The organism is Steroidobacter cummioxidans (assembly GCF_003104955.1).
In genome coordinates this window covers 171,330-192,728 of the sequence record NZ_LSRW01000012.1, presented here as the reverse complement: position 1 = coordinate 192,728, position 21,399 = coordinate 171,330, and the positions used below count along the sequence as shown (strand labels likewise).

Annotated in this window: 19 protein-coding genes, 1 tRNA gene and 1 pseudogene; 14 read left to right on the top strand and 7 right to left on the bottom strand. The window is 62.8% G+C overall.

Translation table 11 applies throughout. From position 1 onward, the window contains the following. Positions 1-81: 81 nt before the first annotated feature. The 3 genes from lptF to D0550_RS08130 are packed head-to-tail and all read left to right on the top strand — an operon-like array spanning position 82 to position 2,701. A complete protein-coding gene (lptF, locus tag D0550_RS08140; protein ID WP_161965703.1) occupies positions 82-1,173 on the top strand; it encodes an LPS export ABC transporter permease LptF in 1,092 nt (363 codons plus the stop codon). After that, positions 1,170-2,240, top strand: a complete 1,071-nt coding sequence (gene lptG, locus D0550_RS08135; RefSeq protein WP_116808609.1) for an LPS export ABC transporter permease LptG — start codon at positions 1,170-1,172, stop codon at positions 2,238-2,240. The genes lptF and lptG overlap by 4 nt, the downstream gene beginning before the upstream one ends. A 2-nt stretch (positions 2,241-2,242) precedes the next feature. Continuing rightward, positions 2,243-2,701 carry an RDD family protein gene (locus tag D0550_RS08130; protein WP_116808608.1) on the top strand — a complete coding sequence of 153 codons (459 nt, stop codon included), beginning with the start codon at positions 2,243-2,245 and terminating at the stop codon, positions 2,699-2,701. 300 nt (positions 2,702-3,001) lie between these two features. Here the strand turns inward: D0550_RS08130 and D0550_RS08125 are convergent, their stop codons facing one another. The 6 genes and pseudogenes from D0550_RS08125 to D0550_RS08100 form a co-directional block, all read right to left on the bottom strand. Next, positions 3,002-4,090, bottom strand: a complete 1,089-nt coding sequence (locus D0550_RS08125) for a DUF4340 domain-containing protein (protein ID WP_116808607.1) — start codon at positions 4,088-4,090, stop codon at positions 3,002-3,004. 19 nt (positions 4,091-4,109) lie between these two features. Next, a complete protein-coding gene (locus D0550_RS08120; protein WP_116808606.1) occupies positions 4,110-6,002 on the bottom strand; it encodes a GldG family protein in 1,893 nt (630 codons plus the stop codon). A gap of 1 nt (position 6,003) precedes the next feature. Further along, positions 6,004-6,738, bottom strand: coding sequence for an ABC transporter permease subunit (locus D0550_RS08115; RefSeq protein WP_116808605.1), 735 nt, complete (start codon positions 6,736-6,738; stop codon positions 6,004-6,006). A 68-nt stretch (positions 6,739-6,806) separates the two neighbouring features. After that, positions 6,807-7,472: pseudogene (locus tag D0550_RS08110) on the bottom strand (ABC transporter ATP-binding protein); the annotation flags it as partial. 625 nt (positions 7,473-8,097) lie between these two features. After that, positions 8,098-8,913: a hypothetical protein gene (locus D0550_RS08105; protein WP_153067089.1), complete on the bottom strand. Its 816-nt coding sequence runs from the start codon at positions 8,911-8,913 to the stop codon at positions 8,098-8,100. 147 nt (positions 8,914-9,060) lie between these two features. Then, a tRNA-Glu gene (locus tag D0550_RS08100) sits at positions 9,061-9,136 on the bottom strand. Positions 9,137-9,234: 98 nt separating this feature from the next. Between D0550_RS08100 and pcnB the strand changes: the two genes are divergently transcribed. From pcnB to panC, 5 genes are all read left to right on the top strand, one after another. Further along, positions 9,235-10,605 carry a polynucleotide adenylyltransferase PcnB gene (gene pcnB, locus D0550_RS08095; protein ID WP_116808733.1) on the top strand — a complete coding sequence of 457 codons (1,371 nt, stop codon included), beginning with the start codon at positions 9,235-9,237 and terminating at the stop codon, positions 10,603-10,605. 26 nt (positions 10,606-10,631) lie between these two features. After that, positions 10,632-11,135 carry a 2-amino-4-hydroxy-6-hydroxymethyldihydropteridine diphosphokinase gene (gene folK, locus D0550_RS08090; protein ID WP_116808602.1) on the top strand — a complete coding sequence of 168 codons (504 nt, stop codon included), beginning with the start codon at positions 10,632-10,634 and terminating at the stop codon, positions 11,133-11,135. A gap of 17 nt (positions 11,136-11,152) precedes the next feature. Further along, entirely contained in the window at positions 11,153-11,818 is a 666-nt protein-coding gene (locus tag D0550_RS08085) for a deoxynucleoside kinase (protein ID WP_116808732.1), read from the top strand. Positions 11,819-11,903: 85 nt separating this feature from the next. Beyond that, positions 11,904-12,731, top strand: coding sequence for a 3-methyl-2-oxobutanoate hydroxymethyltransferase (gene panB / locus D0550_RS08080; protein WP_116808601.1), 828 nt, complete (start codon positions 11,904-11,906; stop codon positions 12,729-12,731). Positions 12,732-12,734: 3 nt separating this feature from the next. After that, positions 12,735-13,604 (top strand): pantoate--beta-alanine ligase, encoded by an 870-nt coding sequence (gene panC / locus D0550_RS08075; protein ID WP_116808600.1) that lies wholly within the window; start codon positions 12,735-12,737, stop codon positions 13,602-13,604. Here panC and queG read toward each other — a convergent pair whose 3' ends face one another. Beyond that, the gene (gene queG / locus D0550_RS08070) at positions 13,605-14,669 is read right to left on the bottom strand and encodes a tRNA epoxyqueuosine(34) reductase QueG (RefSeq protein WP_116808599.1); all 1,065 of its coding nucleotides are present in this window, start codon (positions 14,667-14,669) and stop codon (positions 13,605-13,607) included. 65 nt (positions 14,670-14,734) lie between these two features. On the opposite strand from queG, the gene D0550_RS08065 reads away from it, so the two are divergent. From D0550_RS08065 to hfq, 6 genes are all read left to right on the top strand, one after another. After that, complete coding sequence (locus D0550_RS08065; protein WP_116808598.1) at positions 14,735-16,225, top strand: NAD(P)H-hydrate dehydratase; 1,491 nt, start codon at positions 14,735-14,737, stop codon at positions 16,223-16,225. Positions 16,226-16,245: 20 nt separating this feature from the next. Then, positions 16,246-16,716: a tRNA (adenosine(37)-N6)-threonylcarbamoyltransferase complex ATPase subunit type 1 TsaE gene (tsaE, locus tag D0550_RS08060; RefSeq protein ID WP_116808731.1), complete on the top strand. Its 471-nt coding sequence runs from the start codon at positions 16,246-16,248 to the stop codon at positions 16,714-16,716. A gap of 44 nt (positions 16,717-16,760) precedes the next feature. Continuing rightward, positions 16,761-18,023, top strand: coding sequence for an N-acetylmuramoyl-L-alanine amidase (locus tag D0550_RS08055; protein ID WP_116808597.1), 1,263 nt, complete (start codon positions 16,761-16,763; stop codon positions 18,021-18,023). Between the two features lie 105 nt (positions 18,024-18,128). After that, on the top strand, positions 18,129-19,970 hold the full coding sequence (gene mutL / locus D0550_RS08050; RefSeq protein WP_116808596.1) for a DNA mismatch repair endonuclease MutL: 1,842 nt from the start codon (positions 18,129-18,131) through the stop codon (positions 19,968-19,970). Next, positions 19,967-20,920, top strand: a complete 954-nt coding sequence (gene miaA / locus D0550_RS08045) for a tRNA (adenosine(37)-N6)-dimethylallyltransferase MiaA (protein ID WP_116808595.1) — start codon at positions 19,967-19,969, stop codon at positions 20,918-20,920. The genes mutL and miaA overlap by 4 nt, the downstream gene beginning before the upstream one ends. Positions 20,921-21,138: 218 nt before the next feature. Beyond that, positions 21,139-21,396 carry an RNA chaperone Hfq gene (hfq, locus tag D0550_RS08040; protein ID WP_116808730.1) on the top strand — a complete coding sequence of 86 codons (258 nt, stop codon included), beginning with the start codon at positions 21,139-21,141 and terminating at the stop codon, positions 21,394-21,396. Positions 21,397-21,399 lie beyond the last annotated feature (3 nt).

Genomic DNA, 21,399 nt, shown 5'->3' with positions numbered 1-21,399 from the left:
GTCTACTCCATTCCGCGCGCCTGACCGCCGCGGAAACTAACCTCTCGCTGCGGGTAAAAAGCGGAACGAGCATTGCGCACTTTGGATCGATACCTCCTGAAGGAGGTCACGGAAACCTGGCTGGCCGTCACCGGCGTACTGCTGGTCATCCTGCTGTCGAATCAGCTCGCGCGGGTGCTGTCGCAGGCCGCCGCCAACGATTTTCCACGCGATGTGGTGCTGTCGCTGATCGGCCTGACCTCGGCCGGCTATCTCACCGTGATCGTGCCCATCGGCTTCTTTCTCGCCATCATGCTGGCGCTGGGCCGCATGTATCACGAGAGCGAAATGGCGGCGATCCAGTCCTGCGGCGTCGGGCCGGTCGGCCTGTACCGGCCGATCGCCTATCTCGGCGCGTTCATTGCTGCTTTGCTGATCTGGCTGTCGTTCTGGGGGATTCCCGCGGCAGCGGCACGAGCGCAGCAGATCCGGACCGAAGCTTTGCAGAATGCGCAATTCGGGCTGCTCGAGCCCGGTCGCTTCCGCACGTTTGGCGGCGGCAATGTGGTGTTCTATGCCGAGCGCGTCGATGACAACGGCATTCTGCACAACGTGAATGTGTTCGTGGATCGGACCCAGGAGCCGGACAGTACCGGCGAGCTGGAAGTCTGGGTGGCGACACGTGCCGAGCAGCGCGGCGCCGGGCAAGCCGATCAGATGTTCGTGCTGTATGACGGCGATCATTACAAGGGCGTGCCAGGACAAGGGGAATGGCAGATCACCCATTTCGCCGAGGGCGGTTATCCGATCCGGCTGGGTGAGATCGGCGGGCGTGCCGGCAAGGCCGGCATGAAGTCGACCGACGAGTTGTTACAGTCCAGCGACCCGCGCGATCGCGCCGAGCTGCAGTGGCGCATTTCGACGCCGCTGATGGCGCTCATCCTGATGCTAATCGCGGTGCCGTTGGCTCGACTGCGGCCGAGGCAAGGCCGCTTCGGACGGATTGGCATCGCCATCCTCGTATATTTCATCTATTCGCAGCTGCTGGCTGCGGGGCGCGCATGGATCGAAGGGGGCATGTCGGAATGGCTCGGCATGGGCTGGGTACACGCGGTCGCGCTGACTCTGGGCCTGTGGCTGCTGTCGCGTGAGGCGCCGTTCCGTAAGCCTCGGACTGTGGCGGTGCCGGCATGACCTCCATCCTGTCCCGATATGTAATCAAAGCGATCCTCGGCAACACCGCGCTGGTGTTGCTCGTGCTGCTGGCGCTGAGTGCCTTGTATCTGTTCATCACGCAGCAGGACGAGATCGGCATCGGCAACTTCTCGGTCGAGAACGCCTTCATGTTCGTCGGCTTGAACCTGCCGAAGTACGCATTCGATATGTTGCCGATCGCAGCGCTGATCGGTGCGTTGCTGGCGTTGGGCAGTCTGGCGCGCACGCTGGAATTGATTGTCGTGCGGGCGGCGGGCGTGTCGACGATGCGCATCGCGATGTGGGTGGCGGGCGCGGGTGTCATCTTGATGATTTTCACTGCGCTCATCGGTGAGGTGATCGCGCCGCCGATGGAGCAGTACGGCCGGCAGATGAAGACCTTCGCCAAGTTCAACGACTACAGCATGGCAGGCAACAACAGCGCCTGGGCCAAGGATGGCGAACGGATCATCTCGGTTCGCCAGCAGTCGGCGGACAATCGCTACGGCGGCGTGTACGTGTTCAGCTTCGACGGGCAGCGCCGGCTGCGCAGCGTCGGGCGCGCGAGTAGCGCCAGCATCGATAAGAACAATCTGTGGCGCCTGGAGAACTACCTCGAATCACGCATCGGCAATGAACGGGTGGTGACGAGCGAGGCGGCAGAGACGCAGCTGCAGACCGGGTTGTCGCCGGAATTTCTCGGGCTGGCCGTGCTGGATGCGGACTCGCTGACCGGGCGAGGCCTGTATAGCTACATTCAGCATCTGAGGGCGAACGGTCTGGATTCGCGTGCGTACGAGACTGCTTTGTGGGCGCGCATCGCACGCACAGTCGCCGTGGCGATCATCGTGGTGCTGGCAGTGCCGTTCGCGTTCGGGCCGATGCGGTCGACGGGCACGGGGGCGCGCACGGTCGTGGGTATCATGATCGGTGTCGTGTTCTTCCTGATGGCGAAGATGTTGGAAAGCGGCGGCGAAGTGTTCAACATGCCGCCCTTCCTGGTCGCCTGGCTGCCAACTGTGCTGCTGACGATCGTTACCACTATCGCTATCTCACGCGTCCGCTAAAGATGACTGACTCCGTTTCGACCGAGCGCTTGCCCAGCGCCGGCCTGCTGCGCCGGCTAGGCGCGATGTTTTATGACCTGCTGCTGGTGCTCGCGGTGATGATGGTCGCGACGGCGGTGTTCTTGCCGCTGACCGGCGGCGAGGCAATCACGAGTGAGCGCTATGGCGCGTGGGAGTACGCGTATCAGGTGCTGTTGCTGGCGATCATCGTGCTGTTCTTTGGATTGTTCTGGACGCGTCGAGGTCAGACGCTCGGGATGGCAGCCTGGCGGCTTCGCCTCGAGCGCGAGGACGGCTCTGCGTTGAACTGGGTGGATGTATTCAAGCGTCTGGCGGGCGCGACGGTGTCGCTGACGCTGGCGTTCGCCGGGTATCTGTGGATCTTGATCGATCGCGACAAGCTGGCCTGGCACGATCGCTGGACCCGGACGCGGATGGTGGTGCTGCCCAAGAATCGCTGAGGGCTCGCTGAGGCAGCGAAGAGGCGTAGTGGCTTGCGTAGGCCAGGGCGGGGGGACTCCTCCGGGCACCGTGCTCCCCGTCAGCCGCGCCTCGGCGCGGCTTCCTCGGGTCCCGTCCCTGGGCGCACTGCTCCGACAAGGTCCCTCTTGTTCGAAGCTGCCCGGAGGAGTCCCCCCGCCCTGGCCTACGCCGAAACGTCAGTGGTAACGGCGGTGTCACGGCAGCTTGGCTCGCTACTTCCTGTCTTATTGCCAAGCCTTCCGATCAGCGACCCATTTCTGGGTCGCTGATCATCGTGGTTATTTCTTGATCAGCTCGTCCATGGGCTTGAAGATCGCTTCGTACTTGTACGCCGGAATCTCGTAAACCCAGCCATTGAGCTGCGCGTTCGCCTTGGTCGACTCTTCCGCGACATTGCGACTTGCCGGCGGGTCGGCGGGCGGGGCGCCTTCGCTGTTGGCGTCCTTCTTCTCCGTGTCGGCGGTCGCGACTTTGAATTTGTCGGCCAGCGCGGCGTCGTAAGACGTCTTCAGTGCCACGTAATGTTTGTCGTCCTTCGTCCAGCCGCTGGCTTCGGTCACCAGGCCGTCGAAGGTTCTGATCGTGGCGCGCGCGCTGGGCGGATCGGTCACTTCGCTGGCGGCTTTGACATCGCTCAGCGTCAGGCCGGCGAGGGCAGTCGCAAAGTTATCCGCGGCGGACGGCGAGCTCAGCTGTTTGCCCTTCGGCAAACCTTCGACCGTGAAGTCCTCATCGGCGCGAGTCTTCTTCACGGCAGAGTACGGCTTGTTCTTCTCGACGGTCACTTCAGCCGACTGCACGCGATCCGCAGAAACATCGATGACTTCTTTGCGCAGCCACTGGTCGGCGGACGCGGACGTGTCGATGTTCTTGTTGATCAACCAGCTCTTCGGCTCGCCGGCGCGACGCACGTACTGCGACTGCGTGCCCTGGGCCTGCTTGCCGACGATCAGTTTGATCGGCTGCTTCGGGCCATCGAGCTCGATCTGCACACCGCCGGCCGCTGCATCGGAGATGTCTTCGACGCCGAGTGCCGCATAGCTTGCTGGATTGGAGGTTTTCTCCTCCAGCACCTTGGCCTCGGTGATGCTGGTGATGAGCTTGCGCAGCTTGGCCTCGTCGGCCGGATAGTTGTTGCGTTCGGCGACGGTCCAGCCGCTCTCACCACGCTGCAAATCGAGGGCCGGCGTGCCGCCGGCTTTGACGATGCGTACGGCAGTGATCGCAGCCAGCTCCTGTTTCAGCTCAGGATACAGAGCGGCAGATTCGATCGACGGCGGTGAAACCTGTCGGCCCGCGAGCCACAGGCCCGCGAGGATGGCGAGCACCGCGATGACTGCCAGGATGGAAAGTTTTCGCGAAGTCATGAGCTAACCTCTGTCACTCTCAACCCGTGTGGGCCGCGGCGCGGCCGGCGCGGAGCCGGCGACGACGCACGATTTCGAGGAAGATCGCGCCGAGCGCGAGCAGTGCCGGCACCAACGCGATGTTGATGACCTTCAGCCGCGTGCCGAGCGCTTCGATTTCGACATCGAGGCTGCGGCGCGTGTCGCGCAGCTCCTTGCGAATGCGCACGCGCTCGTGCTGGAAGCGCTCGAGCTCGGCCTCCTGTTCGGCCGACAGCGACATCGCAGCCTGAGCGCCACCGCGGCCGGCTTCCAGAGCCGACAGCTTTTGCTCGGTCTCCTTCAGCTCTTGATCCAGCTCCTTCTCCTTGGCGCGCAGCTGATCGCCGGCCTGGCGACGCAGCTCGTCGACCTTGGTGAAGGGGCGGAAGAAACTCTGGCGACCGCGCACGCTGATCAGGTCGGCGCTGCCGGCGAGGTTGTCGACGGAGTTCGCGAGGAAGTCGCCGTTGTTCGCCCAGGCGACGGCGAAGCGCTGACCGAATACGTTCTGCGTACGAACCCACAGCGGGTCCGCGAGCAGGTCGGTGTCGGCGACCAGGATGACGTTGGCATCGTCCTTCGTTTCAGTGAGATGCGGACCCGCGGCACCTTCGGCGCGCGGCTTGCCATTCGGGAAGGCGGACTTCAGCTTGCCGTGAATGCGAGCCGCGATCGTGTAGCGCTCGCCGGTCGGCTTGAAGCCATCGAGCAGCGAATCGCTGTCGGGCAGGAACATCAGTTTCGCAGCCGGCAACAGTGCGGCGTTGGTGCTCGACTGTAGCAGCGGCTCGAAGTCGATGGTGGCGTCTTCCTTCTTCGACAGTGCACCGGCGGTCATCACGTTGATCGTATCGAGCGTCGAGACCGTCACGTCCTTCGGATTCATGCTGGCGCGATTCAAGCCGAGGATGGCGATGTGCTGTGAGGGCGCCTTGCCCTGTTGCAGCGACACGGTCAGACCCAGCTCGCGATCGCCGACGATCTCGTTGGTATCGAACTTCACGCCCCACGTATCGAGCAGTGGACCGAGCGTCGAGGAGCGGCCAGCCATCGGCGGCATGCCCATCTGTGCGCCGGCGTTGTCGTTCTCCGACTGCGGATCCATGAAGGTGATGAGCTTGCCGCCGCGCATGACGAACTGATCGATCGCGTACTGCATCTGCGGGCTCAGGTCTTTCGGATGCACGATCATCAGCACGCCGATGTCGGCGGGAATGTCGTTGCCGTCGGCCTGCAACGTGCGCACGTCGAGCGATTCGCGCAGCTGCTGGATGCTGGCCCAGCCCGGCGACATCTGACCGCTCATCTGATCGAAGCGCGGCTCCACCGGCAGGCTCGAGATCAAGCCAACGACGGAGCGCTTGGCGTTGCTCAGCCGATAGATGAGGCTGGCGACGTCGTACTCCAGGAACTCTTCCTTGTCCGGCTGGAACAGGCCGATGATCTCGCGACCGTCGGTCGAGTTGGTACCGGCGAGGCCGAAGTACATCGGCTCACCGCCTGGCGTCGCGGAGACCGGCGACAGGCCGAACTCGGTGGCGCGATCCTCGTCCTCGGAGAACGGCTGCGGATCGATCACGGAAAGTCGCAGCTTGCCCTTGGAGTGCTGCGACATTTCTTCGAGCAGCTCGCGAACGCGCTGTGCATAGGCGCGCAATTGCGGTTGCTGGGCGCTCGCATCCTGCGAGAAGAAGAAATAAAGATTGATCGGCTCGTCGAGCGTGCTGACGATCTTCTCAGTGCCGGGCGCGAGCGAGTAGAGCTTGCTCTCGGTCAGGTCGAGGCGCGCGCCGCGAAAGACGAACGTGATGAGGATGGTGGCGCCGATGAACAACAGGGCGAGCGCCACGAGCGCGGTCGCGCCATAGGTCTTGCGTGTTTTGGTAGTCATGTCAGTCGGCCTTCTTCATGTCGAGCACGATCGAGTTGGCGGCGAGCCAGACGCCGATCACGGTCCCGAAGTACAACAGGTCGCGCAGGTCGATCACGCCTTTGGAGATCGCCTGGAAGTGTGTGTAGAACGACAGCGAGGCGAGTGCGTCCACCAGCACCCGCGGTGCCCAGCCGGACACCATGTCGAGCACGATCGGGAAGCCCGAGAACAGGAAGCCGAAGCAGATGACGACCGTGAAGATGAACGCGATCACCTGATTGCGCGTCGCTGCGGACAGGCACGCGCCGATCGCGAGGAAACCGCCCGCCATCAACCAGCTGCCGATATACGCGGCGAGGATGGCGCCGTTGTCCGGATCGCCGAGATAGTTCACGGTGAGCCACATCGGGAAAGTGAGCGCCAGCGCGACGCCGGCGAATGCCCAGGCCGCGAGGAACTTGCCAATGACGGCTTGCCAGGTCGTGACGGGCAGCGTCATCAGCAGCTCGATGCTGCCGGATTTGCGCTCCTCGGCCCACAGTCGCATCGAGATCGCGGGAATCAGGAACAGATACAGCCAGGGATGAAACGAGAAGAACGGCGCGAGATCGGCCTGGCCGCGCTCGTAGAAGTTGCCGAACTGGAACGCGAAGGCCGCGGCCAGCACCAGGAAGAACACGATGAAGACGAGCGCGAGTGGCGTGGCGAAGTAGCTGCTGAACTCGCGGCGGAAGATGCTTTTGATGTTATGCATTGCTGACCTCACGCTGCTTTCTGGCCGGTCGTGATCTGACGGAACACGTCATCGAGCCGACCGGTCGGCGCGCGGGCTGCCAGTTCCTTCGGCGTGGCGTCGGCAAGCAATTTGCCGCCGGCGATGATGATGGCGCGGTTACACACCGCGTCGACCTCTTCGAGGATGTGGGTGGAGATCACGATGATCTTGTCTTTCGACATGTCGTTGATCAGCGTGCGCACCTGGTGTTTTTGGTTCGGATCCAGACCGTCGGTGGGCTCGTCGAGGATCAGTACCTGCGGGTCGTGCAGCAGCGCCTGCGCCAGGCCGACGCGACGCTTGAAGCCCTTCGACAGGGTTTCGATCATCTGCTCGAGTACGCTGTCCAGCTGCAGGCGAGCGATCACGTCGTCGAAGCGGGCACGCCGCCGATCGCCGCTCAGGCCGCGGACATCCGCGATGAAGTCGAGAAAGCTGCGCACCGTCATCTCGCCGTAGCTCGGCGCGCCTTCGGGCAGATAACCCATGCAGGCCTTGGCGGCGAGCGGATCGTTCTCCACATCATGGCCGCACACCGAGACCGTGCCGGAGGTCGGCGTGAGGAAGCCGGTGATCATTTTCATCGTTGTCGACTTGCCGGCGCCGTTCGGTCCGAGGAAGCCGAGCACCTGGCCCGGGGTCACCGTGAAGGAGATGTCGTTGACGGCGGTCAGCGCGCCGTAGCGTTTGGTCAGGTTTCTGATCTCAATCATGCGAGGGCCCTGTTTAAGTGGTCACAGTGGGTCGTCAGAGAGGTCGGATGGTCCATGCTCGACTATCGGCCTGCTAAAAAAAATCGTCCCTTCAGACTGCGCTCCGTCCCGCGGGTTCCGGTGTGGCTTACGGCAGCGACCGGCGGGACGCCTCGGTTGGTGTTATGGCGGCCCGGTGCAGACGGCGTGGCGACGCAACGAGGGCGGGGATTTTTTTCCGGTCGCGGGGCTTTTTCAAGTCGCCCCCGACGACCGGCCATGACGATCTCTTAATGAAGGTCTTAATGAACTTGTAGCGTTGCTGCGGTCCAATTCGCCCTGCGGCACGAATTCGCGATCAAGTGAGCCGGGCCGCAGTTGATTTCGTGAGCGGCTTTGAATTTTTTTGCAATGCAAAGCTTGTGCTGCGATGCGATCTCGGGTATCTTTGGCATCGCAAAATAAATGCGATAAATGATCTGCAGCGAGACGCGCGGATCAGCCCGAAGAGGGCTCGCATTCGGGTTGCAACGAATCTGTAGGCTGCGCCGGGGACAATGGCGCGGTCGCTAACGAATCCCCCTGTTGGCCGGATCACTGTCATAGTATCCGGCCTCTTTTTTGCCCGCGATTTTACGGGGTTTGGTTAGGTCTGCACGGCTCGCTCGATCTCTGCCTTATGGGCCCGCAGCACCTTGCGGATCTCCGCCGCAGAAGGACGTTCGGCGATTCGGGCAATCAATTCCGCCAGCTCGTGCCACGGCTTGCCCCATTTCAGCAGGCGCACGGCATCGGCGATGATTTTTCCTTTTAGATCCAATGGCGCAGCGGCCTTGGGGGCTTCCTGCGCAGGCGCGGGCTTCGCCGGGGCTTTGGCCGGCTGCATGGCGGCGGGATTGATCTTCGGCGCGGGGCGCGCTGAGGGAATCGATCGTGCGGGGACAGCGACGGGGGCCGGAGGGTCCACCGCATTCAGTTCGCTGGTGGGCTCGGGGTCGAGCAGAGGGAATTCCTCTTTGACTTTGACCGCTTTCAGTTGCGGCATCTCGCGCGTGGGCTCTTCGGCCGGCGCGCGGTTTCGTTGGGTGGGCGCGCGAATCACGGTCGGCGCTTCCACGGTCTGACTGGTGCCCGCCGCGGCGTCGGCCTTGGCCGGGTCGGCGAGCGGAATGAAGCGCTGAATGTGCTGAATGCCGACCAGATTGGCCAGGAACGCCATCAGCTCCAGCGACTCGGAAAATTTGCTATCGCCCATGGCCTGGCGCGTCTCGCAGTGCTGCTTCAGCTCCAGCACCTTCTGCCGGGCGACTTCGAGCACCCAGCGCGTCGGGCGGTCGTGCTTCTGCCAGGGCTGAACGCGCGCATAAGCGGCGTCACTCAGCTCGACATACTGCAAATGCAGGTCGATGCTGGTTAGCCACTTATCGATCAGCTCCGTGATGCGGCGATCCGCTGGCGTCATGACGACTCCGTAGAATGTGCGCGCATTATGCACACGGAGCCTGCGGAAACGGTCCGAAACCCGGCAGTCGCAGCGTGTTTCTGTGCGCTGCTACCGCTTGTCGCCGACTGGCGCCGCGGTCTCGTGCCAGGAAAACTGACGCAGAGGTGGCGCTCCCACGGGGATTCGAACCCCGGTTTAGGCCTTGAGAGGGCCCCGTCCTAGGCCTCTAGACGATGGGAGCGTATTAGAAGGCTGGCACGACGTGCCGAGCAGACGCGGTATTATACGGGTCGTTTCACGCGGCTCAAGTTTTTGACTCCGACGGATGGTTCGCTGCTATTGAACGATAACAATTCTCCCGCCGAGATCCTGGATCAGGCGAGCGCCCCGCGCGTGGTGGCGCGCCAAGAGCACCCGATCTCGCGTGCCAACATTTCTTCGAATGCGTTGAAGGTCCTGTACCGGCTGAAAGAGGCTGGCTACCAGGCATTTCTCGTGGGCGGCGCGGTGCGCGACCTGCTGCTTGGGCTGCATCCGAAGGATTTCGACGTCGCCACCAACGCCCATCCGGATCAAGTCAAGCAGCTGTTTCGCAACTGCCGATTGATCGGTCGGCGCTTTCACCTCGCGCACGTGCGCTTCGGCTACGAGATCATCGAAGTCGCGACGTTCCGTGCTGCGCACACGCCGATCGACGAAGACAACAGCGTCGACGAGGCGGGGCATCGCGTGCTCGATGAGCGCGGCCGCATCCTGCGCGACAATCTGTACGGCACGATCGAAGAGGACGTGTGGCGCCGTGATTTCACCGCCAATGCGCTCTACTACAACATCAGCGACTTCTCGGTTTGGGATTACGTCGGTGGGTATGAAGACGCGCAGGCGCGCGTGCTGCGTCTGATCGGCGACCCCGAGACACGCTATCGCGAGGACCCGGTGCGCATGCTGCGCGCGGTTCGTTTCGCGGCCAAGCTCGACTTCGGCATTCATATCGATACCGCCAATCCGATTCCGAAGCTCGCCTGGATGCTCGATGGCGTGCCGCCGGCGCGGCTGTTCGATGAAGTGAACAAGATGTTCCTCGCCGGATACGCGATTCGTTCGTTCGAGTTGCTGTGGGATCTGGGCCTGCTCGAACATCTGTTCCCGGATCTCGCGACATCGATGAACGCCGACCCGAACAGCGTGGGCGCGCGGGTGTTGCGGCTCGGACTGGAAGGCACCGACGAACGCGTGCGTGCCGATAAGTCAGTAACGCCGACGTTCCTGTTCGCGGTATTGATGTGGCCAGCGATTCTGAAGGCGTTCGAGAAGTTGCAGCCGGAGCAGGGCGCGGAGATTCAGGCGCTGCTCGCTGCTTGTGATCAGGTCACCGCGCGTCAGCAGTCGCGCGTCGCCGTGCCGAAGCGGTTCACGTTGCCATTGCGCGAGATCGTCGGCCTGCAACCTCGTTTTGCGCACCGTGAAGGTCGTCGGGCGTTGCGCTTGCTCGATCACCCGCGATTCCGCGCGGCCTATGACTTCCTTTTGTTGCGCGCAGCTGCCGGCGAAGTGGAACAAGAGGTGGCGCAGTGGTGGACGGACATTCAAACCAAGACCGTCGAAGATCGTACCGCGATGGTTGAGCAGGGCGGCGATGGTCAGTCGCCGGCAGGCGAGCCGCGGCGTCGCCGCCGTCGGCGTCGTCGTCCTCGGCCGCCAGCTGCTTGAGCGCCGTCGGTTCCACAGCGCCTGCATTGTGGTTCCCCGCGTATGTAGCGCTCGGCAGTAATCTCGATCAACCGTTGGTTCAGATCGAGCGTGCATTCACGGCGCTGTCGCAGTTGGCGAACGTTCGGCTCATCGCGCGCTCCGGCCTTTACAAAACTCAGCCGCTGGGGCCGCAGGATCAACCTGAATTCATCAATGCTGCGGCGGGCTTGCTCACGACGCTTGCGCCACGCGACCTGCTCGTGGAGTTGAAAAGATTGGAGCGCGAGCTGGGGCGCGCGCAGCCCATCGTGCGCTGGGGGCCGCGCGTGATCGATCTCGATTTGCTCGTGTACGCCGATACGCAGATTTCGGAAACCGATCTGACGGTGCCGCACAGTGGTCTGCCTGAGCGCAACTTCGTCCTGTATCCTTTGTGCGATCTCGCCCCCGAGCTGCTCGTTCCCGGCCATGGCCGCGTGAAGCAGCTCGCGGCACGTGTCGGAGGTGCTGGATTGGTGCCGCTCACCGGCGCTCCCGGCGTCCCTTGAACAACTCAGCGGTGGACATGACCGAGAAGTCTCTCATTCCAGCGCCGCACCGCCTGATCGTGGTCGAAGGACCGATCGGCGTCGGCAAGACCAGTCTCGCCCGGCGGCTCGCGCGCAGCTTCGGTAGCGAGCTGATCCTCGAGCAGGCCGACGAGAATCCGTTCCTGGAGCGCTTTTATAAGAATCCCCGCTCGGCGGCGTTGCAGACGCAGCTGTTCTTTCTGTTCCAGCGCACCCGCCAGCTCGAAGATATCCGCCAGCACGACCTGTTCGACACCGTGCGGGTCGCCGACTACCTGCTGGACAAGGACAAGCTGTTTGCGCAGCTGACGTTGGATGAGGAGGAGTTCTCGCTATACGAGCAGGTCTACGCGCGCCTCGCGGTCGATGCACCGTTGCCCGACCTGGTGATTTATCTGCAGGCGCCGGTCGATATTCTGCGCGAGCGTATCGAGCGGCGCGGCATCAAGTACGAGCAGAACATCGAGAAGAACTACCTGGAGCGGCTCCAGGAAACCTATGCCCGGTTCTTCCATAGTTATGACGCCTCGCCGCTGTTGATCGTGAACGCCGCGCAGGCGGATTTCGTCAACAACGATCATGACTATGGGCAGCTGCTGGATCAGGTCGTCCGCACCCGCCGCGGGCGCCACTACTACAATCCCTTGAAGAGTGCCGTTTGAGCCCTGATAAGGCTGTCATTCTCCTGTAGTTTGACTGTCAGGGCCTCCCTGGGCATTCTTCCCCGCCCCGCCGTAGCTCACCGCCATGTACAAGCACCTTCAAGAGCGTTACGCGCCGCGTCCGCCGGTCAATGTCGGCACCCTCGTCAAGATGAAGTCGGAAGGCGAGAAAATCGCCGCGATCACCGCTTATGACGCCAGTTTCGCCACTTTGGTGGACGACGCCGGTGTCGACGTGGTGCTGGTCGGCGACTCGCTCGGCATGGTCATTCAGGGCCATGACACGACCGTGCCCGTGACCCTCGCCGATATCATTTACCACTGCCGTGCCGTGGCCAAAGGGCTGTACCGCCCGTTCCTCATTGCGGATATGCCGTTCATGACGTACGCGTCCAAGGAGCAGGCGCTCGATAACGCCGTGCGCCTGATGCAAGACGGCGGCGCCAAGATGGTGAAGCTCGAAGGCGGCGCGGGTCAGGTGGAGATCGTCGAATTTCTCGCCAGTCACGACATCGCGGTCTGCGCGCACCTGGGCCTGAAGCCCCAGTCGGTCCACAAGGTGGGCGGCTTCCGCGTGCAGGGTCGGCAGGAAGAAGCGGCCGAACGTATGCTGCGCGATGCGCAAGCCCTGGAGGCTGCGGGTGCGGACATCGTGCTGCTCGAATGTATTCCGGCGGCGCTGGGCAAGCACATCACCGAACAGTTGCACGTGCCGGTCATCGGCATCGGCGCAGGTCCCGACACCGACGGCCAGATTCTGGTTCTCTATGACGTGCTCGATATCACCTCGGGCCGCAAACCCAAGTTCTCGAAAAATTTCCTCGCCGGGCGCGACAGCGCGCTGGAAGCGGTCAAGGCCTATACCCAGGCCGTGAAGGCGAAGGAATATCCGGGCCCCGAGCATTGTTTTTAAGTGATGGCTAAAACGTTAGAAGTAGTGGCGCGTCCTCACGAGTTGCGTGAGCGCGTCGCGCAGTGGCGTCGCAAGGGCGAGCGCATTGCTTTCGTGCCCACGATGGGCAATTTGCATGCGGGTCACGGCACGCTGGTCAGTCGGGCATCCGAGCTGGCCGAGCACGTGATCGTCAGCATCTTCGTCAATCCGCTGCAGTTCGGGCCGAATGAAGACTTCGCGACCTATCCGCGTACTCCCGACGAAGATCATCAGCTGTTGCGCTCGTTGAACGTCGAAGTGCTGTTTGCGCCCGAGGTTCACGACATCTATCCGCGCGGCCAGGAAACAACGGCGCGCGTGCATGTGCCCGGGCTCGAAGACATTCTGTGTGGCGCGTTCCGCCCCGGACATTTCATGGGCGTGGCCACGGTCGTGACCAAATTGCTGAACCTGGTGCAGCCCGATGTGGCGCTGTTCGGCGAGAAGGATTTCCAGCAGCTGATGATCATTCGCCGCGCAGTCATCGATCTGTGCATGCCGATGGAAATCGTCGGTGTGCCAACGGCGCGCGAAAAGGACGGTCTCGCGATGAGCTCGCGCAATCGTTACTTGCTGCCGGAACAGCGCGCGGTGGCTCCACAAATTTTCGCTGCACTCGAGGGCGCGCGGGTCGCCATCGAGTCGGGCTCAACGGATTACGCCGCTCTGGAACAGGCGGGGGGCGAGGCGCTGCAGAAGGCTGGCTTCCGGCCGGATTACTTTGCGATTCGCGATGCGAACTCGTTGCAGATGCCGAACGGCGAGTCGAGCGATTTGGTCATTGTCACGGCGGCTCGCATTGGTCGCGCGCGATTGATCGATAACGTTCGCGCCAAACGCCCGAGCAAATAACTATGCAGCGTGCTGGGCCAGCGCCCAGCCGACATGCTCGCGCACCAGCTCCGACGGATCCTCGCGGCGTGCTTCGAGTGCGCGAATGACTTCCTCGGTGGTCGGCGCATTGCCCAGCGCGACGGCAATGTTTCTTATCCAACACTCATAACCGATGCGTCGGATCGCGCTGCCCTCGGTGCGATCCAGAAACTGCTGCTCGGTCCAGGCGAACAGTTCGACCAGTTTGCTGCCATCGAGCGCGTGCCGGGGCACGAAATCCACTTCGCTGGTGAAGCGCGCGAACTTGTTCCAGGGACAGACCAGCTGGCAGTCGTCGCAACCGTAGATGCGATTGCCCAGCGCCTTGCGGAACTGTTCGGGAATCGAGCCGCGCAGTTCGATGGTGAGATACGAGATACAGCGAGTCGCATCCAGCTGGAAAGGCGCGACGATGGCCTGCGTCGGGCAGACGTCGATGCAAGCCCGGCAAGTGCCGCAATGTTCGGTCTCTGGCGTATCCACCGGCAGCGGCAGGTCGGTGAGAATCTCGCCCAGGAAGAAATATGAGCCGGCGCGACGATTGATCAGATTGGTGTGCTTGCCGATCCAGCCGAGCCCGGCGTTGCGGGCGAAGGCCTTCTCGAGCACCGGCCCACTGTCGACGAATACGCGATGCGACTGCGATGCGCTGTGCGCCTGGATCTTCTCCGCCAGCCGGGCCAGCCGGCGCCGCAGTACCTTGTGATAGTCGCGGCCCAGTGCATAACGCGAGACGTAACCGAGCTCGGGATCCTGGAGGATCTGGTCCGGGTCCTGCGCTTGCGTAGGTAAATAATCCATACGCGCCGAGATCACTCGCAACGTGCCGGGCACCAGCTCATGCGGCCGGGCGCGCCGACGGCCGTGGCGCTCCATATAGTCCATGGCACCATGACGGCCTTGCTCCAGCCAGCGCATCAAGCGTGCTTCATCTTCGGGCACGTCGATGCCCGCGATGCCGACCTGCTGGAAGCCCAGCTCACGACTCCACTGTCGGATGGAGCTGGCGAGCTCGGTGTAGTCATGCGGGACGGCGACGGACATGGTGCAATTCTGGCAGAACACGAATTCCAGCAGAACTGTGGGCCGATTTTGCTAACCTTTGACGTATGAAGCCGCTGCCATTGGCCGTGCATACCGCCGCACAAGTGCGGGCCCTCGATCGCCACGCGATCGACGATTTGCACATTCCGTCCTACACGTTGATGACCCAGGCCGGCGAGGCGGCGGCTGTCGCGCTGCGCAGCTGCTGGCCATCCAAACAGCGGATCGCTGTGGTATGCGGGCCTGGCAACAATGGTGGCGATGGCTATGTGCTCGCGCGCTTGGCGCAGTCCATGCGCATCGATGTCACGGTAGTGTCACTGAGCGATACCGCTCAGCTGCGCGGAGATGCCAAGCGCGCGCACGATGATTTCGTAGCGACTGGCGGCGTCGTGCAGCCCTGGACCGATGGCTGTCTGGCGAACGCTGAAGTCATCGTCGATGCCATCTTCGGGACCGGCCTGTCGCGTACGCTCGATGCCATCATGATCGAGCGCATCCACGCGATCAACGATTGCGGCGTGCCCATTCTCTCGCTCGATATTCCCAGCGGACTGGATGCGGACACCGGCGCCGTGTGGGGCGCGGCGATTGCGGCCGAGCGGACGCTGTCATTCATCGGGCTGAAGCTGGGGTTCTATCTGGGTGAGGGGCCGAACTACACCGGCATCGTGCTGTTCGACGATCTGGATCTGCCGGCGGGCACGATCGATTCCGTGCCGCCGTCTGCGCTGAGAATTCATGAGGATTTCGTCGCGCAATTGCTGCCGCGACGGCGTCGCACCGCTCATAAGGGACAACAAGGAAGCGTGCTGGTCATCGGCGGTGGCATCGGAATGGCAGGTGCCGCGCGCATGGCCGGTGAGGCAGCGTTGCGAGCTGGCGCAGGACTGGTGACAGTCGCCTGTTGGCCGGACAACGTTGCGTCGATTACCGCCAGTCGTCCGGAGCTGATGTGTCACGGCGTTGCAGATGCGAGCGATCTCAAGTCGATGATAGAGCGCGCCGATGTGCTCGCGATCGGCCCGGGCCTGGGGCAGAGCGACTGGAGCCGAGCCTTGCTCGACGTCACTTTGCAAAGTGACAAGCCGACGGTGATCGATGCCGATGCGCTCAATCTGCTGGCGCATGCGCCTCGCGCCAATTCGCAATGGATTCTCACGCCGCATCCGGGTGAAGCCGGGCGGCTGCTCGGCATCACTACTGCTGATGTACAGAGCAATCGTCTGCAGTCCGCGCGCGAGATTGCCAAGAAGTTCGCTGGCACGGTGGTGTTGAAAGGCGCCGGCACGCTGGTCGTCACGGGCGATTCGCTGCCGTACATCTGCGACCAGGGCAATCCCGGCATGGCATCGCCTGGCATGGGCGATGTGCTTACCGGCGTCATCACTGGCATCGCTGCGCAGACCGCTGATCTGCCGGGTGCGGCTCGGGCGGGCGTGCTGGTGCACGCGATGGCGGGCGATATGGCTGCGCGTCGCGGCGAGCGCGGTCTTCTGGCTACCGATCTATTTGGATACTTGCCTACGTGCGTGAACCCGACACAGAGACTCTGAGCGTCGGCTCGGCGGAGCAGATGCAGGTCTTGGGTCGGGCGATCGCGGCAGCGGTCGACGCGACCGAGAGCACTTTCATCATTGCGCTCGAAGGCGAGCTGGGCGCGGGCAAGACCACCCTGGTCGGCGGCATCCTGCGTTCGTATGGCGTGACCGGGCCGGTCCGCAGCCCGACCTATACGTTGATCGAGCCTTACGAGACCGCGAGCCGGGCGATCTACCATCTCGACCTGTATCGGCTGACCGATCCCGGTGAAGTCGAACCCCTCGGAATTCGCGACCTGCTGACCGGCGCGGCCCTGCTGCTCATCGAATGGCCGTCGCGGGCCGCGGGGGCGATTCCCGCCGCCGACCTGCAGGTCGATATCGCCTATCCGGCGCTGGGAACCGAGGGCCGGCAGGTCAGGCTAACCCCCCATTCCCTTAACGGCGCTAACGTCGTGCGACACATCGTTGCAGCAATACCGGAATTGCGTCAGCTATCTGCATAATTTCGTTGAAAACTTGACTTTCGGCGCGGTAGATTACCCGCCATATGCGAGGGTCGCGGCGAAGTGCGTTTTTTTCTCTGCTGGCGGGCTGCCTGGGCCTGCTCGCGGCCGCCTTTGGCGCGTACGCCGCCAAGCCCGTCGTCGTCAAAGATGTCAGGCTGTGGGCCGGTGCCGACGGCACTCGGCTGGTATTCGATCTGACCGGACCGGTCGAGCACAACGTACTGACGCTGGATAAGCCCGATCGCGTCGTCGTCGACATCCCGGCGGCAACCATCGAGAGCGCGCGGGTGCTGCCTCAAGGACAAGGTTTCATAAAGCAATTGCGCGCGGCGGCTCAGCCCAACGGCGATCTGCGCGTCGTCGTCGATCTCACCGGGCCGGCACAGCCCAAGTCTTTCTCGGTCGGTCCCCAGCAGTCCTATGGTCATCGACTGGTGCTCGATCTCACGCCCTCGAAGGGCACGGTTGCAGCGGCTCCGTCGCAGCCGTCGGTCGTGAAAGCCCTGGCCGATGCGCATGGTCGCGAGATCGTCATTGCGATCGATGCCGGGCACGGTGGCGTCGATCCGGGCTCGATCGGCACGCGCGGAACCTATGAGAAGCATGTGACGCTGGCAATCGCGAAGCGGCTGAAGGACCGTATCGATCGCGAGCCCGGCATGCGTGCGATTCTGACCCGCGACAACGACATGTTCGTCGAGCATCGCGAGCGCATTGCCCGTGCCCGCCGTCAGCGTGCGGACATGTTCGTGTCCGTGCATGCGGACTCATATACGAACCGGTCGGTGGCTGGCTCGTCGGTGTACGTGCTGTCCGCCCGCGGCGCGAGCGACGAGTCGGCTCGGTGGCTGGCGGATCGCGAAAACGCGGCCGACCTCATCGGCGGCGTGAAGCTCGACGACAAGGACAGCGTGCTGGCATCGGTGCTGCTCGATCTGTCGCAGGGCGCCGCCATGAGCGCCAGCGTGGACGCGGCGGAGCTGGTCATGCAGGAGCTGTACAAGATCGGCAACATCACCAATCGGGGCGTCAAACACGCCGGCTTCCTGGTGCTGAAGTCGCCGGATATTCCATCGATGCTGGTCGAGACCGCCTTCATCTCCAATCCGACCGAGGAGGCGCGGCTGCTCGACCCCAAGCATCAGCAGCGGCTTGCCGAGGCGATCCATCAAGGCGTGCGGGCGTACTTCTACGCCAATCCTCCGCCGGGCACGCTGGTGTCGGACTTGCGCGCGAAGCAGTCGGGCACGACCGTGATTGCGAGCACGTCTGACGGCGAAAGTGCTGGCCGCACAGCGAACTAAGGCTACTGTTCAAGGCCGGCGGACCACGTCCGCAATCCCCGGTTAGTGAAGCAGGCAGCTTTCGCGCGATAATGCCGCGCCTTCCCCTAGTGCTGCCCACCTCTGATGCCGATCCGCGTTCTGCCCGAGCAACTCATCCACCAGATCGCTGCCGGCGAGGTGATCGAACGGCCTGCCTCGGTGCTCAAGGAATTGATCGAGAACAGCCTCGACGCTGGCGCCAAGCGTGTCGATATCGAGATCGAAGAGGGTGGCGCCAAGCTGTGCCGGGTTCGAGATGACGGTTGCGGCATCGAGCGCGAAGAACTGGCGCTCGCGCTATCGCGTCATGCGACCAGCAAGATTGCCAGCATCGATGACCTCGAGCGGGTCGGCACGCTGGGCTTTCGTGGCGAGGCGCTGCCCAGTATTGCGTCGGTGTCGCGCACCAAAATCACTTCACGCAGTGCCAATCACTCGGTCGGGTACAGCGTCAGTTCCGATAACGGCGTGCTGACCGACCTGGAACCGGCGCCGCATTCGATCGGCACCACCGTCGAAGTGCGCGACTTGTTCTTCAATGTGCCCGCACGTCGCAAATTCCTGCGCGCCGAGCGCACCGAAACGCAGCACATCTCGCGCATGATCGAGCGACTCGCGCTATCGAAGTTCGAGACTGCGTTTTCATTGTCGGCGGCGCGGCGTTCGTTGGGCGATTTCCCGGCGGCCAGGTCACAAATCGAGCGCGAGCGCCGCGTAGCGCAGATCGTCGGTGACGAGTTCATGGCGAACGCGATGTACGTCGAGCATGAGTCGTCCGGGTGCAAGCTCTGGGGCTGGCTGTGTCAGCCGACATACGCGCGCGCGCAGCCCGACCTGCAACATTTCTATTTGAACGGCCGCATGCTGCGCGATCGGTTGATCAGCAGCGCCATTCGACTGGGCTATCGCGATGTGATGTTCCATGGCCGGCATCCGGCGTTCGTGCTGTTCATGGAGATCGATCCGCGGCAAGTCGACGTCAACGCACATCCGGCCAAGCTGGAAGTTCGCTTCCGCGATGGTCGTCATATTCATAACTTCCTGTTCAAGACAGTCGAGCGAGTGCTGCGGGAAACCTATGCGGGCGCGGCCAGTGCGGCGCCGCCGCCCACCGATGCGAACTCGCTCATGCCGACCGCCGAGCCGGTGTCGATGTGGCCGATGCGTGGGCCGAATCAAGCGTCGCTGGGCTTGCGCGTGTCCGAGTCGCCGCCGCCGGCATATTTTCGTCAGCCATCCGCTGCGTATCCGTCGCCGCCTGCGTTCGAAAGAACCAGTGCAGTGCCAGCGGCCGCGGCGGCGGGCGAGATGGAAATGCCGGCTGTCGAGTCACAGCCCGAAACGCCGCCGCTCGGTTTCGCGCTCGCGCAGCTACATGGCATTTACATTCTTTCCCAAGCGCCCGATGGCTTGATCCTGGTCGACATGCATGCGGCTCACGAGCGCACGACCTACGAGCGCATGAAAGCGGCGCTCGATAACGGCGGCGTGGCGAGTCAGCCGCTGCTGGTGCCGCTGTCTGTGTCAGTGGCGGCGTCGGAGGCGGATGTTCTGGAAGAGCATGCGCCGGCGTTGAATCGCCTTGGTCTCGATGTCATGCGCTCCGGGCCAACCGGCGTACAGATTCGCGCCGTGCCGGCGTTCCTGGCGCAGAAAGATCTGGATGAGTTGTTGCGACGGATCAGCGCCGACCTGTCCGCCGACGGCTCGACGCGCGGCATCGAAGAGGCCATCAATGAAGTACTGGGCACCATCGCTTGCCATGGCGCCGTGCGCGCGCATCGCAATCTCGCCGTGCCCGAAATGAATGCATTGCTCAGAGAGATGGAGCGCACCGTGCGCAGCGATCAATGCAATCACGGTCGTCCCACCTGGACGTATGTGAGCCTGGGCGATCTGGATCGTATGTTTCTTCGAGGACGATGAGCGAGCTCACGCAAGCGGTGCCGATTCCGCTCATCATGGGCCCGACCGGCGCGGGCAAGACCGATCTGGCGCTGCGGCTCGCCGCCAACTATCCCATCGAGATCGTCAGCGTGGATTCGGCGCTGGTCTATCGCGGCATGGACATCGGTACGGGGAAACCCTCGCGCGAGGAACTGGAACGTTTTCCGCATCACCTGGTCGATATTCTCGATCCGTCGCAACCGTACTCGGCGGGACAGTTCGTACGCGATGCGGTGCAGGCAATTGGAGACATCCGCAGGCGAGGCAAGCTGCCCGTGCTGGTCGGCGGCACGATGTTGTATTTCCGCGCTCTGCGTCGCGGCCTGGCGGAGATGCCGCAAGCCGACGCCAAGGTGCGACAGGAAATTGACGCCGCCGCTGCACGCTCGGGTTGGCCGGCGTTACATGCGCAGCTTGCATTGCTCGATCCGTTGACCGCGCAGCGAATCCAACCAAACGATGGACAACGAATACAGCGGGCACTCGAAGTACACCGGCTGACCGGCAAAACGCTAAGCGAGCTGCACGCACAAACCCGACCGGCCGATCCCTCGTTGAAGTTTGCTGCTTTCGTCTGGGCGCCCAGCGATCGTGAGCGGCTGTACCAGGCGATCGAGCTGCGTTTCGAACGCATGCTGCAGGCAGGCTTGCTGGACGAGGTAAGAAGGCTGCAACAGCGAGGCGATCTGCACGCCGAGTTGCCCGCGATACGGTCCGTCGGCTATCGGCAACTATGGGAACATTTGTGTGGTAATGAGTCTTTAACTGCTTCGGTGCAGCGCGCGGTTTTCGCAACCCGACAGCTGGCGCGACGACAACTGATCTGGTTACGGGCCGAAAATGAAGTGCAATGGTGTGATGCCCTTGATTCCACCGCGGCCGGCCCGATAGAGAATGCGGTCGCTACATTCGTTCGAGGCATGGTGTGATGATAGTTTCGTTGTGGGCGGGCACAGCGGTTCACTCGTGACACTGATGCAGCTGCGTATTGAATCAAAGGCAGCTTCGACGGGAACATCGCTGTGGTAAACTGCGGCATCGCAGCGGTTACCGGATGGTGCCCGTCGGCTGTCGTGCAGCTGCAGGGAAGCGGCATAGTCGGCAAAGCTCAACCAAAGAATTCGAAGGCATAACAAGGAGATAAATGATGGCCAGAGGGCAATCATTACAGGATCCGTTCCTGAACACATTGCGCAAGGAGCGCGTCCCGGTCTCCATTTACCTGGTGAACGGTATCAAACTACAAGGTCAGATCGACTCGTTCGATCAGTTCGTCGTCTTGCTGAAGAACAGTGTCAGCCAGATGGTCTACAAGCACGCGATTTCCACAGTCGTTCCGGCACGGGCCATCCGTCTGCCGACGAGCGAAGAAGAAGGCGCGGAGTCTCCAGCAGCGAGCGAGTGAAAT